At 58.0% G+C, this 17,052-nt stretch carries 13 protein-coding genes; 7 read left to right on the top strand and 6 right to left on the bottom strand.

The window, feature by feature from the left end; translation table 11 throughout:
- The first annotated feature begins 73 nt into the window (after positions 1–73).
- From L8H52_RS12145 to L8H52_RS12125, 5 genes are all read left to right on the top strand, one after another.
- A complete protein-coding gene (locus L8H52_RS12145; RefSeq protein WP_242207230.1) occupies positions 74–2,728 on the top strand; it encodes a TonB-dependent receptor in 2,655 nt (884 codons plus the stop codon).
- 225 nt (positions 2,729–2,953) lie between these two features.
- The gene (locus tag L8H52_RS12140; RefSeq protein ID WP_242207229.1) at positions 2,954–4,795 is read left to right on the top strand and encodes an extracellular solute-binding protein; all 1,842 of its coding nucleotides are present in this window, start codon (positions 2,954–2,956) and stop codon (positions 4,793–4,795) included.
- Positions 4,782–5,846 carry a microcin C ABC transporter permease YejB gene (locus L8H52_RS12135; RefSeq protein ID WP_242207228.1) on the top strand — a complete coding sequence of 355 codons (1,065 nt, stop codon included), beginning with the start codon at positions 4,782–4,784 and terminating at the stop codon, positions 5,844–5,846. Before L8H52_RS12140 ends, L8H52_RS12135 begins: the two co-directional genes overlap by 14 nt.
- Positions 5,846–6,868 (top strand): ABC transporter permease, encoded by a 1,023-nt coding sequence (locus L8H52_RS12130; protein ID WP_242207227.1) that lies wholly within the window; start codon positions 5,846–5,848, stop codon positions 6,866–6,868. The genes L8H52_RS12135 and L8H52_RS12130 overlap by 1 nt, the downstream gene beginning before the upstream one ends.
- 1 nt (position 6,869) lies before the next feature.
- Positions 6,870–8,468, top strand: coding sequence for an ABC transporter ATP-binding protein (locus tag L8H52_RS12125; RefSeq protein ID WP_242207226.1), 1,599 nt, complete (start codon positions 6,870–6,872; stop codon positions 8,466–8,468).
- 3 nt (positions 8,469–8,471) lie between these two features.
- On the opposite strand, the gene L8H52_RS12120 is transcribed toward L8H52_RS12125, so the two are convergent.
- The 3 genes from L8H52_RS12120 to L8H52_RS12110 form a co-directional block, all read right to left on the bottom strand.
- Complete coding sequence (locus tag L8H52_RS12120) at positions 8,472–10,418, bottom strand: P-loop NTPase fold protein (RefSeq protein ID WP_242207225.1); 1,947 nt, start codon at positions 10,416–10,418, stop codon at positions 8,472–8,474.
- A 205-nt stretch (positions 10,419–10,623) separates the two neighbouring features.
- Complete coding sequence (locus L8H52_RS12115) at positions 10,624–10,941, bottom strand: SCP2 sterol-binding domain-containing protein (RefSeq protein WP_007912567.1); 318 nt, start codon at positions 10,939–10,941, stop codon at positions 10,624–10,626.
- Positions 10,942–10,991: 50 nt separating this feature from the next.
- Positions 10,992–11,702: a histidine phosphatase family protein gene (locus tag L8H52_RS12110; protein WP_242207224.1), complete on the bottom strand. Its 711-nt coding sequence runs from the start codon at positions 11,700–11,702 to the stop codon at positions 10,992–10,994.
- A gap of 204 nt (positions 11,703–11,906) precedes the next feature.
- Between L8H52_RS12110 and sohB the strand changes: the two genes are divergently transcribed.
- On the top strand, positions 11,907–12,938 hold the full coding sequence (sohB, locus tag L8H52_RS12105) for a protease SohB (protein WP_160058281.1): 1,032 nt from the start codon (positions 11,907–11,909) through the stop codon (positions 12,936–12,938).
- 69 nt (positions 12,939–13,007) lie between these two features.
- Here sohB and L8H52_RS12100 read toward each other — a convergent pair whose 3' ends face one another.
- Both L8H52_RS12100 and L8H52_RS12095 read right to left on the bottom strand, forming a co-directional pair.
- A complete protein-coding gene (locus L8H52_RS12100; RefSeq protein WP_008080464.1) occupies positions 13,008–13,502 on the bottom strand; it encodes a DUF934 domain-containing protein in 495 nt (164 codons plus the stop codon).
- On the bottom strand, positions 13,486–15,144 hold the full coding sequence (locus tag L8H52_RS12095; RefSeq protein ID WP_242207223.1) for a nitrite/sulfite reductase: 1,659 nt from the start codon (positions 15,142–15,144) through the stop codon (positions 13,486–13,488). Before L8H52_RS12095 ends, L8H52_RS12100 begins: the two co-directional genes overlap by 17 nt.
- A gap of 524 nt (positions 15,145–15,668) precedes the next feature.
- On the opposite strand from L8H52_RS12095, the gene L8H52_RS12090 reads away from it, so the two are divergent.
- Complete coding sequence (locus L8H52_RS12090; RefSeq protein ID WP_242207222.1) at positions 15,669–16,742, top strand: ABC transporter substrate-binding protein; 1,074 nt, start codon at positions 15,669–15,671, stop codon at positions 16,740–16,742.
- Between the two features lie 5 nt (positions 16,743–16,747).
- Here L8H52_RS12090 and L8H52_RS12085 read toward each other — a convergent pair whose 3' ends face one another.
- Positions 16,748–16,966 carry a DUF2970 domain-containing protein gene (locus L8H52_RS12085; RefSeq protein WP_077573152.1) on the bottom strand — a complete coding sequence of 73 codons (219 nt, stop codon included), beginning with the start codon at positions 16,964–16,966 and terminating at the stop codon, positions 16,748–16,750.
- Positions 16,967–17,052: the final 86 nt, after the last annotated feature.

The raw sequence follows: 17,052 nt of genomic DNA, 5'->3' as shown, positions 1-17,052 counted from the left end.
TAAAACGTCCTCTATAAATCCTTATTCGTCATCGCACATCCCTGCATAAACCAAAACGCAGGGATGGCTGTTCATGATTCAGTTTTCACCCGTCAAATCACCTTTGAGCCTGGCCTTGCTGCTGGCAATCAACACACTGCCGGCGATCGCCGCCGACAGCGCGGCAACCGAACCGACCACCCAACTGCAACGGGTCGAAGTCACGGGTACTGCAATCCGCCGGGTCGATGCGGAAACCGCAGTGCCGGTCACCATCCTGCGCGTCGAAGCGCTGCGCGAGCAGGGTGTTACTACCACAGAGGAGCTGGTCAGTCGCATTTCCGCCAACCAGTCTTCGGTTGGCTCCGGGCGCTCGGTGGGGTCGAGCAGTGGCGGCGCGTCGTATGCCGACTTGCGCGGTATCGGCGCGAACAAGACATTGGTGCTGCTCAACGGACGGCGTTTGAGCAATAACGCTACTAACGCAATCAATGGCTCCGGTGTCGACCTCAACACCATTCCGTTCGCGGCCATTGACCGTGTGGAAGTGCTGCGCGATGGCGCCTCGGCGTTGTACGGCACTGATGCGATTGGCGGGGTGATCAACTTCATTACCAAGACCAGCCTCACCGAAGGGCAGATCAGCACCAACTACGACACACCGACGCACTCCGGTGGTGGTGAAAGCCGCAACTTCAGCGGCAGTTGGGGCTTCGGTGATTTGCAGGATGATCGCTTCAACGTGTTCGGCGTGGTCAGCTACGACAAACAACAACGCCTGGCCGCCGAAGATCGCGGTTACACCTACAACTATCAGCCCAATCGCGGACTCGACTACACCTCCGGCACCGCCTCGCCGGCCAACTGGAGTCAGGGCAGTAACGCCACCAACCCTTTGGCAGGCTCCGGCTGCAACGCACCGGGTTTGCTGGCACGCAACGGAATCTGCCGGCAGAGCCTGTGGAACTACCTCGATCTGGTGCCGGAAACGGAGAAGACCTCAGCCTTCGCCAAAGCCACCGGCAAGCTGTCGGACGATCACAACGTCAGCCTCGAATACTTTTGGGCGCGCAACGAAAACCGCACGCAAATCGGTCCCGGCACCTTGATGGGCAATCAGGTCAATCCCGGCACGGCGTTCTATCCGGGTAACGGCATCACGCCGGGGCCGAACGGTTTTGCCCTCGATCCGACGCAAGCGGTCGACGTCAACTGGCGTGAAACCGCCGTTGGCGCGCGCCAGCATGAGGACGACAACACCAGTCAGCGCTTGCTCTTGAGTTTCGATGGCACGCTCGCCGGCTGGGATTACAACCTCGGCGCTTCGTACAACCAGAACAAAGTGGTCAACAGCATTGAGGACGGCTACGTCAACGATCGTGCGGTCAGCGCCGGCATTGCCAACGGTGTGATCAACCCGTTCGGCCCACAGACAGCAGCCGGTTCCGCATTGTTGGCGGCCAATGCGGTGGACGGTGATTACGCCACGGCGGTCGGGCGGGTCAAGGCCATCGACGGGCGCATCAGCCGCGAGATCGGCGACTGGTTCGGTGCCGGTCCTTCGGCATTGGCGCTGGGTGGCGAGTATCGCAAGGAAGACTTCCATCAGGATTTCGCCGCATTTGCCGGCGACGTGCAAAGCCTCGGTGTTGATCCGAACGGCAGTGTGGCCGGGGATCGCAGCGTCTCGGCCGAATACGCCGAGGTCAATGTGCCGGTGCTCGACAGCCTCGAACTGTCCGCCGCCGTACGTCATGACAAGTACAGCGACTTCGGCAGCACCACTAATCCAAAATACTCGTTCCGCTTCCAGCCATTCAAGGAGCTGGTGGTGCGCGGCGCCTACAGCGAAGGGTTCCGCGCGCCGTCGCTGTATGAGTTGTACAACCCGACGTTCAGCAGTTTCACCAACGCCAACTACAACGATCCGCGTTTGTGCGCGGGCGGTAATCCGAGCAATGGCGGCATTGCCAACCGTGATTGCGCGCAGCAGTTCAATCGTACCAGCGGCGGCAATACTGGCCTGAGCCCGGAAACCGCGCGCAACGTCACCCTTGGGTTTGTCTATCAACCGTTCGAGCGCCTGAGCGCCGGGCTGGATTTCTGGTGGATCGACATCGCCAACCAGATTGCCGAGTTCCCGGAATCGGCGGTGTTCGAGAATCCTGAGCTGTACCCGGATCGTTTGGTGCGCAAGCCGGACGGCTCCATCGATCACATCGTCACCGGTCTGGCCAACCTCGGCAAGATCAAGACCAATGGTGTCGACGTCAGCTTCGATTACCGTCTGCCAAGCACACCGTACGGCAACTTCGGCATCGGTCTGCAAGGCACTTACGTCACCCGTTATGACTATCAGCAACAACTCAAGGGCGACTACATCGACAAGCTCGGCGATTTCCGTGGCGGTGATTTTGCCTCGGCGGGTGCCGTGGCGCGCTGGCGCCACAGCCTGACCGGCAGCTGGAATTACGGCCCGTTCGGCGCGGCCCTGACCAACCGTTACACCAGCGGCTATCACGACTCTGATCGCGACACTCACGACTATGTCGGCTCTTACAACGTCTGGGATCTGGCCGGCACTTACACCTGGCGCAAGACCCTGAGCGTGACCCTCGGCGCGAAAAACCTGTTCGACCGCGAACCACCGTTCAGCAACCAGACCTACACGTTCCAGAGCGGCTACGACCCGAAATATGGCGATCCGTTCGGGCGGACGCTGTACACGCGGGTCAGTTACAAGTTTTGAGAATGATCAGTGATGGCCGGTTTTAGTCACCTATCGATCTAAAGCCTGCCCTATAAAAATCGCCGGCCTGTTGCACATCACAGGTAGGCAGAAGGTGTGTTGAATGCACTGACGCCTTCGCGAGCAAGCTCGCTCCCACAGGGACTTGAGTTCACTGAAGATCCATGTGGGAGCGAGCTTGCTCGCGAAGAGGCCGTCAGCGACACCGTGTAAAAGGATCTGCCCATGTTCTCCAGGCTCATTTTATTCAGCGCTTTCGCGCTTCTAATACCGTTCAGTTGGGCCGCCCCGCAACCGGCATTAACGGTCTACGGCGAACCCGCCAAATACGCCCCCGACTTCCAGCACCTGGCCTACGCCAACCCCGACGCGCCGAAGGGCGGCAGCCTGCGTCGCTCGTCGCTGGAAAGCGGCCCGTTCGACCACTTGATTCCCTACACCGACAAAGGCACCGGCGTGGCCGACATCGATGGCTGGCTCTACGCGCCACTGGCCTATCGCAGCAAGGACGAACCCTACAGCGTCTACGGTCTGGTGGCGCAGCAAATGGAGCTCGATCCGGACCGCCGCTGGATACGCTTCTACCTGAACCCGAAGGCGCGTTTCGACGACGGCACGCCGATCACCGCCGAAGACGTGCGCTACACCTTCAACCTGTTCACCACTCAGGGCAGCCTCAAATACCGCCAGCAGTTTCGCGATGTCGCCGAGGTCGTCGTCGAGTCGCCGACGCAGGTGCGCTTCCTCTTCAAGAACAACGACAGCCGCACTTTGCCGCTGGACCTGGCGACACTGCCAGTGCTGCCCGAGCATTGGTGGCGTACGCGGGATTTTGCCGAGGGCGGCGGTTTCGAGATTCCGCCGGGCAGCGGCCCGTACCGCATCAGCGCGGTGGATGCCGGGCGCAGCGTGAAATTCCAACGGGTACAGGACTGGTGGGCCAAGGACCTGCCGATCACGCGCGGCCTCTACAACTTCGATCAATTGAGCGTGGAGTTCTTCGCCGACACCGACGTGTCACGGCAGGTGCTCAAGGCCGGCGGCTTCGATTACAACCGCGAGTTCTCGGCCACCAGTTTCACCATCGGCTACGCGGGCGCTGCACTCGCGCAAGGCAAATTGCTCCGTGAGCACCTCGCGCCCGGTGCTGCGCAAGGTGCGCAGGGCTTTGTGTTCAACCTGCAAAAACCACTGTTTCAGGATCGTCGCGTGCGTCAGGCGATCGCCATGCTCTGGGATTTCGAATGGAGCAACCGGCAGATGATGCGCAGCATGTACCTGCGTCAGCGCAGCTACTTCTCCCACAGCGCATTGGCGGCCACTGCGTTACCGGATGCCGAAGAGCTGAAGATTCTTGAGCCGTTGCGCGGGCAGATTCCCGAGGAAGTGTTCACCACGGTGTTTGAAGCACCGAAAACCGACGGCAGTGGCAACATCCGCGCCGAACAATTGCAGGCACTGAAACTGCTTGAAGCCGCTGGCTGGAAACCTCAGGGCGATCAGTTGGTGAATGCCAGTGGCGAGCCATTGCACTTCACGTTTCTCAATGGCCAGAAAGGTTTCGAACGGCTGTTATTGCCGTTCAAACGCAACCTCGCGCAGATCGGCATCGGCTTCGATATCCGCCAGGTCGACACCGCGCAATATACCAACCGCGTGCGCAATCGCGATTACGACATGATCGTCGCCGGTTACCCGGTGAGTCAGGCGCCGGGGCGCGAGATGTTCAATTACTTCGGCTCCGACGGCGCCGCTGATCCCGGCTCGAACAATTACATGGTGCTGCGCGATCCGGCCGTCGATGCACTGCTCGAAGGGCTGGTACAGGCCGACAATCGCCAGAGCCTGCTGCGCCATGCTCATGCGCTGGATCGGGTGTTGCAGTGGGGCTATTACTGGGTGCCCAACTATTACCCGCCGGGGATTTCCACGGTGTGGTGGAACCGCTTCGGCCGACCAGCGATTGCGCCGCTGTACGACGCCGGTCTCGACACCTGGTGGGAAATCAGCCCCACCGCACTGACCAATACTCAGATGCCCAAGGAGTACAGCCATGTGGGGTTATAGCCTGCGGCGCTTGCTGTTGATCGTGCCGACGTTGCTGGCGATCCTGTTGGTCAATTTCGTTATCGTCCAAGCCGCGCCCGGTGGCCCGGTGGAGCAGGCCATTGCGCGCTTGCAGGGGATCGGCGTGGGCGCGGCGGTGGGTTCCAGCCATGTCGAAACCGTTGGCGGTGAATCCCGCGCGACCCGAGGGCTGGACCCGAAACTGCTGGCCGATATCGAGCGCCAGTATGGCTTCGACAAACCGCCCAGCGAACGTTTGTGGCTGATGCTCAAAAGCTATGCGCAACTGGATTTCGGTCAGAGTTTCTTTCGCGGTGCCAGCGTCACCGAACTGATCTGGCAGAAACTCCCGGTGACCTTGTCGCTGGGCGTGTGGGCGACACTGATCACCTATCTGGTGTCGATTCCGCTGGGCATTCGCAAAGCCGTGCACAACGGCTCGGCGTTCGATGTCTGGAGCAGCGTGGCGATCATCATCGGTTATGCGCTGCCGGGGTTTCTCTTCGCGCTGTTGCTGATCGTGGTCTTTGCCGGTGGCACCGCGCTGGACTGGTTTCCGGTGCGCGGACTGGTTTCGGACAACTTCGCCGAACTGTCGCCGTGGGCCAAGGTGGCCGACTATTTCTGGCACTTGGTGCTGCCGGTGATCGCCTTGGTCATTGGCGGTTTTGCCACGTTGACCATCCTGACCAAGAACAGCTTTCTCAACGAGATCTCGCGACTGTACGTGGTCACCGCACGCGCCAAGGGCCTGAGTGAAAAGCAGGTGTTGTACGGCCATGTGTTTCGCAATGCGATGCTGCTGGTCGTCGCCGGTTTGCCGCAAGCGTTGGTGACGGTGTTCTTCGGCGGCTCGCTGCTGATCGAAGTGATCTTCTCGCTGGATGGCCTCGGCCGCCTCAGCTACGAAGCAGCAGTCGCCCGCGATTATCCGGTGGTGTTCGGCTCGCTGTTCATCTTCACCCTGTTCGGCCTGCTGATAAAACTGCTCGGCGACCTCTGCTACACGCTGGTCGACCCGCGCATCGACTTCACCGCGAGGGCTGCCTGATGCTGACATTATCTCCAATCGGTCAGCGTCGCTGGGCGCGGTTCAAAGCGCATCGCCGTGGCTGGTGGTCGTTGTGGCTGTTTCTCGCGCTGTTCGGCCTGAGCCTCGGCGGTGAGCTGGTGGCCAATGACAAACCGCTGCTGGTGACGTATCAGGGCGACTGGTATTTCCCGGCGTTCAAGCGTTATACCGAGCAGGACTTCGGCGGCGAGCTGCCATTTCAGCCGGACTATCGCAGCGCGCAGGTGCGGCAATTGATCGAGGGCCAGGGCGGACGGCTGTGGTTTGCGCCGATTCCGTTCGCGTTCGACACGGTCAATTACGACCTGACGGAACCGGCACCGAGTCCGCCCACTGGCGACAACTGGCTGGGCACCGATGATCAGGCGCGGGACGTGCTGGCGCGGGTGATTTTCGGCACGCGTGTTTCGCTGCTGTTTGCCTTGGCGCTGACGGCGGCGAGTGCGCTGATCGGCATCGCCGCCGGCGCATTGCAGGGTTACTACGGCGGCTGGGTCGACCTGATCGGTCAACGTTTGCTGGAGGTGTGGTCGGGGCTGCCGGTGTTGTACCTGCTGATCATTCTGTCCGGGTTTGTCGAGCCGAACTTCTGGTGGTTGCTGGGGATCATGGCGCTGTTTTCCTGGTTGAGCCTGGTCGATGTGGTGCGGGCCGAGTTCCTGCGCAGTCGCGGTCTGGAGTACGTGAAAGCCGCGCGGGCGCTGGGTGTCGGCGATGCGCAGGTGATCGTTCGGCACATCCTGCCCAATGCCATGAGCGCGACGCTGACGTATCTGCCGTTCATTCTCACCGGCGCGATTGCGACCTTGTCAGCGCTGGATTTTCTCGGTTTCGGCATGCCGGCCGGCAGCGCTTCGCTGGGGGAGTTGATCGGTCAGGGCAAGAGCAATCTGCAAGCGCCGTGGCTCGGTTTGACCGCGTTCTTTGCCTTGGCGCTGATCCTTTCACTGCTGGTATTCATCGGCGAAGCCTGCCGCGATGCGTTTGATCCGAGGACTTGATATGCCTGAACATCTGATCGAAATACGCGACCTGCGCGTCGCCTTCAATGGCCAGCCTGTGGTGCATGGCATCGACCTCGATATCCGCCCCGGCGAGTGCCTGGCGCTGGTCGGCGAATCCGGCTCGGGTAAATCGGTGACGGCGCACAGTATTCTGCAATTGCTTGACCCGGCCATCACGCGGATCGACGGCAGCATCCGTTATGCCGGCGAGGAGCTGCTCGGTGTGCATGAACGCTATCTGCGGCAACTGCGCGGTCACCGCATCGCGATGATTTTTCAGGAACCGATGAGCTCGCTGAACCCTTTACACACGATTGAGCGACAACTGGGTGAAAGCCTTGCGCTGCACAAAGGTCTGGCCGGGGCGGCGGCGCGCCAACGGATTCTGCAGTTGCTCGAACTGGTCGGCATTCAACGCCCGCGCGAACGGCTCAAGGCCTATCCGCATCAGCTATCGGGCGGCCAGCGGCAACGGGTGATGATTGCCATGGCGCTGGCCTGCGAGCCGCAATTGCTGATCGCCGACGAGCCGACCACCGCGCTGGACGTGACCGTGCAACGCAAGATTCTGTTGCTGCTCAAAGAACTGCAGGAGCGGCTGGGCATGGCGTTGCTGATCATCAGTCATGACCTGAATCTGGTGCGCAATATCGCTCAGCGGGTGGCGGTGATGCGCGGCGGGGTGATTGTCGAACAGGCGTCGTGTGAACAGCTGTTCAGCGCGCCTCAGCATCCTTATAGCGTCGAGTTGCTCAATGCTGAACCGGGTGGCGAAGCGTTGTGCCGGGAGCCTGCGGAAGATTTGCTGGTGGTGCGTGACCTCAATGTGCGCTTCCGTTTGGGCGGTGGCTGGCTGCGCGCCAAGTCGTACTTGCACGCGGCCAACGGCATTGATCTGAATCTCCAGCGCGGTAAAACCTTGGGGATCGTCGGCGAATCCGGTTCCGGCAAGTCGACGCTGGGCCAGGCGATTCTGCGTTTGCTCGATGCCCAAGGCAGTATTCGCTTTCAAGGCGAGGCGCTGGAACACTTGAGCGGTAAACAGCTTCGGCCGCTGCGCAAACGTCTGCAAGTGGTGTTTCAGGATCCGTTCGGCAGCCTCAGTCCGCGCCTGTGCGTGGAGCAGATCATCGCCGAAGGTCTACAGGTGCACAGCGATTTGAATGCCGGTGAGCGCGAGAGGGCGGTGATTGATGTGTTGCGCGATGTCGGTCTCGACCCGGCTACTCGCCATCGCTATCCCCACGAGTTTTCCGGTGGCCAGCGACAACGCATCGCCATTGCCCGGGCGCTGGTGCTCAAACCGGATCTGATATTGCTCGATGAACCGACCTCGGCGCTGGATCGCACGGTGCAAAAGCAGATCGTCGCGTTGTTGCGCCGGTTGCAGGCAGAACACGGCCTGACTTACCTGTTTATCAGCCACGATCTGGCGGTGGTGCGCGCGTTGGCGCATGACTTGATTGTGATGAAGGATGGCGAGGTGGTGGAGCGGGGAGAGACGAATGCGCTGTTTCATGCGGCGCAGCATCCGTATACCCGGGAGTTGCTGCTGGCTGCAGTGCCGGGTCGTCAAAAACGAACCAGCACATTTTAAAGACTATCCAGAGACTTTGAGGGAGCGGATGTCTTCAATGTAAGGGTCGAGAAAGTTTTCAACATTCGAAGAGAGGCGTTGTTGTTGGAATAGAGATAACTCTTGGGCACGCGTCAGAATCATTTCACGAACGCTGAACAACCACTCACGCTCGCCTGTTTCCTTCGCGTTTATTGGTGTGAAGCTGTAGCGTGCTCTAAACGCTCCCAGAATGATCTGTTGCTGTTTGGGGTGAAGATCAAGAAGTGTAGAGACGAACTCTTTGCACTGGACTTGTAACAGGATTGCGGGGTGGATGTGATCAGCTTCGCGGTGGCTGGAGTAGGAAAGCCTGTAGACCAAACGTTCGACACTGCATTTCATATCCTCCAGAAGTTGAGTGGCGCTTTCTACATCCAGGTCGTTTTGTGTCAAATCACTGAGCCGTTTGAACTCGCAGAAGAAAGCTTCGGCTTCCGCAGATTTTTCGCCCTGAAACGCTAAGCGGTAGTGTCCTGTGAAAATTCCATACATCACACTCTCCAGATCTTTTGGCGTAAGTATGGGTAGCCTCTTTGTATCATAAAGATCCTGCAAATATTGTTTGCCTTGAGATAGAATTCTACTGTGGGCAACAGTTAATGATTTTTGGGATGAAAGCCAGAGTCGCAGTGCGAATGTTTCAAAGATATCTTGAGGTGAGATAAATATCCGCTCTTTATATTGCGCTTCGAACTGCGCTAGATTTTTTTTGAAACGTTCTTCTGTTAGTTCATAAGGACGTCTGAGTGCATCCAGGGCAGGCATGTCTTCTTCTCGTATGAAGTAAACACTATTAGCCAGAGAGGAGTGGATGGCATCAGTATCCAAGGTGCCCTGGATAAGCAGTTCGGAAAGCAATGTGTTAGAAAGAATTTGATCCCGTAGATCCACCGTGAGGTGCCGATTCTCCATTTCAATAAAAGCCTGTTCTTCAGGCTTACTTTGCTGGATTTTCTTCAGGAAACTCGGTGCTTGTACTGGGCGGCTCAGGATATCAACTGCACCAATCTTTTTTTGTGCGATTTCAATGGAAAAAATGACAATGATGTTTACAAGAGAAGCCATAGCTTTGGAGTTCTGCTGCTGTTGAGATGGGAGTGCAGCAAAAATTCGTTCAAAATCCCACAATGTCTGTCGTAAAATACGCAGGTTATGACACTCGGAGTGATGGAAGATGCGGATGATATCTTCTTGCATATCTGTGATGAGTTGTCGGGCGGCTTTGTGTTTTATGGTATTGATAAAGTGTTCAAGTGCTTCATGTGTTGTCGTCTGAATGGTAAGCGACTTTCCGATGACCTTTTCGCGGCTTTTTAAATATTCGTCTTTGTCTTTTTCGTTGATTTCGTCTTCGTTGGCAATAATGATGACTTTTCTGTCGCCGTGCTCAATGAATTCGTTAATATATCCCAAGAGCATCTTGCTGGGTAGGTTGCTGCGTTCAAAGTCATCAAAGATATATAGTTGTTTATGGAATTTGGAGATGAAATTCTTGAGTGATAGCGAGGTTTCAAAACGGAAGATTTTCAAGGCTGAGCGAGTTATTCCGCCAATTATCTTGGCAGTTTTGACATTGAGTCCCGGAAAAGCCGCGCATATAATTCTATCATTTATGTCTTCAATGGAATCGGTGCCGTATAGGCTGACATAAATATAACAGTGCTCAGGCTGCTTGTTAGCTTCTTTTGAAAATAGACGCCAGATCCATGATTGCATAAGCATTTTTTTGTATGCGGACAGCCAGCCCCGAAAACCTGTTGGTTCAGAGCGGAAGTTTTTTGCAATGAAATTTTGTATTAAGTGCGTTTTTCCTGTTCCCCAACTACCGTTGATCAGAACGGCATATTTTGGAGGTTGGCTCAAGCTCAGGTAATAGTCGAGGTAATCATAGGTAGAGCGATTGGTGGCGGTTATTGCAGGGTGGTCCATGTCCGATCCATTTGGCTGAGTGTCGAGTTATTTTGACAGACTATCAAACTATATAAGTTTCGCAGTTAAAGTTTACAGCTCAACCATTACGCACGATCCCGCCTGATTCATAAGCGTTTGCTCACTCATCCAAACACACGAATCCCGCCATGAGGCGGGATTCGTGGTGTATTCCGACAGGTCCCGCGATAGCGGGTCTGCTGTCTTACGAAGGGAACAGCTCGGACAGTTTCATCGACAGCATCATGTCGCCTTCAACGCGCAGCTTGCCGCCCATGAAAGCCTGCATGCCGTCGGTTTCGCCGCTGACGATACCTTTCAGGGTTTCGCTGTCCAGCACCAGCGTGCAGTTGGCGTCCGGGTTTTCACCTTCCTGGATGTCGCAAGTGCCGTCTTTGACGATCAGCGAGTACTGCTTGTCTTCGTCGGTGATGTTGAAACCGAAAACCAGATCCAGACCGGCAGCAGCGGCTGGGTTGAACTTGGCTTGCATTGCTTTTACGGCATCAGCTACGGAGGTCATGGTTCGATCCTTATGAGGTTGATTACAGCAAGGTTCACAGTTATCCGGACTCAGCGAAAAGTGATGAGTTCCGGAGCCTTCAGCAGTTGCAGGTGTGCGTGACTGTTGAAGGAAGCCAGAGCCACCTCGCGACCGCGGAACTTCAGCTGGTTTAGCGAGGTGTTGACGATTTGCCAGTTCAATTCAAAGGCCTGTCTGGCAGGCATTTGCGTAATGAGGTGGAGCAGGGCGGTGATGGTGCCGCCGGAGGTGAACACGGCGATTTTCTGGTTTTTATCGGCCAGATCAAGAATTCGGTGCAGCCCGGCCTGGACGCGTTCGACGAAACCCAGCCAGCTTTCCAGCCCCGGCGTGTCGTAAGTGCCGGCCAGCCAGCGTTCGATGATCAGGGCAAAAATACGTTGGAACTCGCCACGGTTCTGCGCGGCGTTGCGCAGGATGTCGAGCGCCTCCGGCTCGTCCGCCAGCATGTCCGGGAGCAGGGCGCGGATAACCGCGTCGGCATCGAATTCGTTGAAGGCAGAATCGGTTTCCAGGATCGGCACCGGCAGGCCTTTGGCGGTGAACTGCTCCAGCGCGCTGGTGGCCGTGTGTTGCTGACGACGCAGGTCTCCGGCGAGGCAGCGATCGAAGCTGATCCCCAGTTCAGCGAGGTGCTGACCGAGGATTTCTGCCTGACGCACACCGGTCGGCGACAGGACGTCATAGTCGTCTGCACCAAAGGAGGCCTGGCCATGTCGAATCAAGTAGATACTGCCCACGTCCGCGTCATCCCGGTACGTTGAAGGTTTGGCGAGGTTATGAGGATGGCGGGGAGCTGTCAATGAAAAAACATACGCTTGTTTGAAATGCCCGTTACAGGGGTGTTGCCAGAGGTTTCACGGCTGGCCGATGAGCCGGCGCATGGGTATGCTGGAGCCATCCCGCGTGTGTTTCACATCCACGCACTGTTCTAAGGAGTCTCTGTGGAGTTTTTCACCGAATACGCCAGCTTCCTGGCCAAGACCGTTACCCTGGTGATCGCCATTCTGGTGGTGCTCGCCAGTTTTGCCGCATTGCGCAGCAAGGGCCGGCGCAAGTCGGCCGGTCAGTTGCAGGTCAGCAAGCTCAATGATTTCTACAAGGGCCTGCGTGAGCGCCTGGAGCAGACCTTGCTCGACAAGGATCAGCTCAAGGCTTTGCGCAAGGGCGAAGCCAAGTCCGAGAAAAGCGAGAAGAAGCAGAAGAACAAGCCCGAGGCCAAACCTCGCGTGTTCGTGCTGGATTTCGACGGCGACATCAAGGCCTCGGCCACCGAAAGCCTGCGCCATGAAATCACCGCGCTGCTGACCCTCGCTACAGCCAAGGACGAAGTGGTCCTGCGGCTGGAAAGTGGCGGCGGCATGGTCCACAGCTACGGCCTGGCGTCGTCGCAGCTGGCGCGTATTCGCGAGGCCGGCGTGCCGTTGACCGTGTGCATCGACAAGGTCGCGGCCAGTGGCGGCTACATGATGGCGTGCATCGGCGAGAAGATCATCAGCGCGCCGTTCGCGATCCTCGGTTCGATCGGCGTTGTGGCGCAGTTGCCTAACGTCAATCGCTTGCTGAAGAAGCATGACATCGACTTCGAAGTGCTGACGGCTGGCGAATACAAACGCACTCTGACGGTGTTTGGCGAAAACACCGAGAAGGGCCGGGAGAAGTTCCAGGAAGACCTGGACATCACTCATCAACTGTTCAAGAACTTCGTCGCCCGCTATCGCCCGCAACTGGCGATTGACGATGTCGCCACCGGTGAAGTCTGGCTCGGCGTCGCGGCGCTGGATAAGCAATTGGTCGATGAACTGAAGACCAGCGATGAATATCTGGCAGACCGGGCGAAAAAGGCCGAGGTCTATCACCTGCACTATGCAGAACGCAAAAGCCTGCAAGAGCGCATTGGCATGGCCGCCAGCGGTTCGGTTGACCGCGTACTGCTGAGCTGGTGGAGTCGTCTGACCCAGCAGCGCTTTTGGTAAATCGAGCAGGCATAAAAAAACGCCGGTCACATGACCGGCGTTTTTTTGTCCGCGCTAAAGCTAAAAGACTTAGCGGCGACGGAACAGCGGCAGCGGTTCGTCAGTGGCGGCCTGATAGGTCACCGAGAAGTCCTTGAGACCTTCAAGGGCTTCGTACGGGTCTTTATCCGGGCGCACGGCAAAGGCATCAAAGCCACAGCGGTGCATGTAGAACAGCTGATCGCGCAGCACGTCGCCAATCGCCCGCAGTTCGCCTTTGAAACCGTAACGGTCACGCAGCAGACGGGCGTTGGAGTAGTTGCGGCCGTCGGTGAACGCGGGGAAATTCAGGGCAATCACCTGAAACTCGGCGACGTCTTCACCGATTTCCTCGGCTTCTTCGTCGGCGTCCAGCCACACACCCAGACCGCCATCGCGGGCCTTGAGCATGCGGCTGTGTTCGCGCCACAGTTGCAGTGGCACGATCAAGTCGTCGCAGTTGCTGATCTCGTCGATGTTGAAATCCTTGGGCAGCAAGTGCCAGGTTTCGTCGACGACCTCGTTGTTCTTAATGATTCGCTGCATAGACGCGTTCCTTGAAGAGGTCGATGCCAATACGCTGGTAGGTGTCGATGAAGCGCTCGTCTTCGGTACGTTGTTCAACGTACACGTCGATCAGCTTCGAGATCACGTCAGGCATGGCTTCCTGAGCGAAGGACGGGCCGAGGATCTTGCCCAGGCTCGCATCACGGCTGGCGCTGCCGCCGAGGGAGACCTGATAGAACTCTTCGCCTTTCTTGTCGACGCCGAGGATGCCGATGTGGCCGACGTGGTGGTGACCGCAGGCGTTCATGCAACCGGAAATGTTCAGGTCCAGCTCGCCGATGTCGAACAGGTAATCCAGGTCGTCGAAACGGCGCTGGATCGATTCGGCAATCGGGATCGACTTGGCGTTGGCCAGCGAGCAGAAATCGCCGCCCGGGCAGCAGATGATGTCGGTCAGCAGGCCGATGTTCGGCGTGGCGAAACCGCCTTCACGCAGTTCGCCCCACAGGGTGAACAGTTGGCTTTGCTCGACGTCGGCCAGAATGATGTTCTGTTCGTGCGAGGTGCGCAGTTGACCAAAGCTGTAGCGGTCGGCCAGATCGGCGACGGCATCGAGCTGCTTGTCGGTGATGTCGCCCGGCGCCACACCGGTCGGTTTCAGCGACAGGGTCACGGCGACATAACCCGGTTTCTTGTGCGCCAGGGTGTTGCGGCTGCGCCAGCGGGCGAAACCTGGATGCTCTTTGTCGAGATCGGCCAGTTGCGCGGTCTGGTTTTCCAGCGCCTTGTAGTCCGGATCGACGAAGTGTCTGGCCACACGCTGCAATTCGGCGTCGGTCAGTGTGGTCTGGCCACCGCGCAGGTGTTCCATTTCCGCATCGACTTTCTGTGCGAACACTTCTGGCGTGAGGGCTTTGACGAGGATCTTGATCCGCGCCTTGTATTTGTTGTCGCGACGACCGTAGCGGTTGTACACCCGCAGGATCGCGTCGAGGTAGCTCAACAGGTCCTGCCACGGCAGGAACTCGTTGATGAATGCGCCCACCACCGGCGTACGGCCGAGGCCACCGCCGACCAGTACGCGGAAGCCCAGTTCGCCAGCGGCGTTGTGCACCGGCTCCAGGCCGATGTCGTGGACTTCAATGGCGGCGCGGTCAGCGGTCGAACCGTTGACGGCAATTTTGAATTTACGCGGCAGGTAGGCGAATTCCGGGTGGAACGTAGTCCACTGACGGACGATCTCGCACCATGGGCGCGGATCGATCACTTCGTCGGCGGCAACACCGGCAAACTGGTCGGTGGTGACGTTGCGCAGGCAGTTGCCGCTGGTCTGGATCGCGTGCATCTGCACGGTGGCCAGCTCAGCGAGGATGTCCGGGATGTCTTCCACCGCCGGCCAGTTGAACTGCACGTTCTGCCGCGTACTGATGTGGGCGTAGCCCTTGTCGTAGTCGCGGGCAATCTTGGCCATCATGCGCGTCTGACGCGAAGTCAGCTGGCCGTAAGGCACCGCCACCCGCAACATCGGCGCGAAGCGCTGGATGTACAGGCCATTTTGCAGGCGCAGGGGGCGGAATTCTTCTTCGCTCAGCTCACCTGCCAGATAGCGTCGGGTCTGATCACGGAACTGCTTGACGCGGTCCTCGATGATCCGCTGATCGTACTCGTCGTATACGTACATATAAGTCCTGTTCTCAGGCTTTGGGCTACTCGGAAAACGCTGCGTTTTCGCTTGCTGAAGTCCGATGGTGCCTCTGCAATTCTGCGCGCACGGCCGCGCGCTCCCTAAGGGAGCCGGGGCAATATACCTGTTTGCAGTTATGCGCAAAAGTGATGTTTGAGTATATGGAAAGAACCAAATCGCCTAACGAGAATCGCTGTCAACTAACCCACATTTGTCGTGCGGACAATCATCGTCTTAACTGTGGTCGAGTCTTTCTGCAATCACCGATAAAACCGACAAGAGGCGATGCAATGAGCAATCCGACCAAGGCAAGAAAAAGCGACAGTAGCGTCGATGCGTGGGCCATTTTGTTCCTGATCATTCTGGTAGTAGGGACAGCGGTATTCTGGGTCAGCCATCAGTAAACGACCCATCCGGGCCCGCGCCCGACGAATTGTCGGACAAAAAACGGGATCAGGCATCATAGCCGGTGGATCGATGGCTATAATGCGCGGCCATTTTTCCCTGGGCCTGGATGCTTCATGTTCAAGTTTTTTCACCTCAGTCTTCTGTTGTTCGGCGCGCTGTTCCAGAGCGGCGCACGGGCGGAGTCTGTGCTGTTTTTGAATCCGGGCTCGACGCAGGAAGCCTTCTGGGTCAGTTATTCGCAATTCATGCAGGCGGCCGCCCAGGATCTGGGTATCGACCTGCAGATCCTCTATTCCCAGCGCCAGCCCGAACTGACTCTGGCGCAGGCACGCCTGGCGTTGCAGGGGCCGAATCGCCCCGAGTACCTGATATTCGTCAACGAACAATACGTCGCCCCGCAGATCCTGCGTCTGGCCGAGAACAGCGGCGTGAAGCTCTTCATGGTCAACGCCGTGCTGACACCTGACCAACAGGCGCTGGTCGGCGAGCGTGACGATCGCATCGGCAGTCTGGTGCCGAACGACGAGGAGGGCGGCTATTTGATGATGAAAGAGCTGATCCGCCTGCATCCGGCAGCGCCAGGCACTGAGCCGATTGAAGTGCTGGCGTTTTCCGGGCTGAAGGTCACCCCTTCGGCGCAACTGCGCGAACGCGGCATGCAACGGGCGCTGGCGGAACATCCACGGCTGCGCTTGCGGCAACTGGTTTACAGCGGCTGGACGCAAGAGCGCGCCTATGAGCAGGCGAAACAGCTGTTCGCCCGTTACCCGAAGGTTTCACTGGTATGGTCAGCCAACGATGAAATGGCTTTCGGAGCGATGCGTGCGTATACCGAGATGGGCAAAGTCCCCGGCAAAGATGCGTTGTTCAGCGCGGTCAATACCTCGCCGGCTGCCTTGCAGGCGTTGGTTGACGGGCGCCTGAGCGCACTGGTCGGTGGACACTTCACCCTGGGCGGCTGGGCGCTGGTCGAGTTGCATGACGTTGCGCAAGGCGTCGAACTGGATCGCTACGGCGGCCGCGACCGGCAGATTCCCTTGCTGCAATTGATCGACAAACGGCACGCCCGACAAATGCTGGCCATGGGCAAGTCGCCGAACTACGGCGTGAATTTCCGCAAGCTTTCGGCCAAGGGCCAGCCGGACTCCTACCGCTACCCGTTCAGCTTGCAGACGCTGATGCGCTGACCGCGTCAGACCCCGGCGAAATGCAGCACCAGTTTGACGATGGCAAACAGCGTCAACGCAAATACCGCCGTGAACAGAATGCCCAGGATGACGAAATGGCTGGGCTTGCCGTGGGTGAAGTCCCTTGCCCGGTTCTTGCCGCTCTGCACACCGAACGCCGCAGCCATCACGCTGTGCAGCATCTGCCAGAAGGTCGGTGGCTTGTTGTCGACTGGATCGTCCATAAATCCCTCTTCGAAAATCGTGCCTCACAAGCATAGTCAAAATACCTGCATGCGCCGACCGCCCGGATACATCGTTACAACTGCGT

Source organism: Pseudomonas sp. CROZ-RG-20F-R04-15, assembly GCF_022662375.1.
Lineage (GTDB): Bacteria > Pseudomonadota > Gammaproteobacteria > Pseudomonadales > Pseudomonadaceae > Aquipseudomonas.
This window is presented reverse-complemented; position numbering and strand designations above follow the sequence as displayed.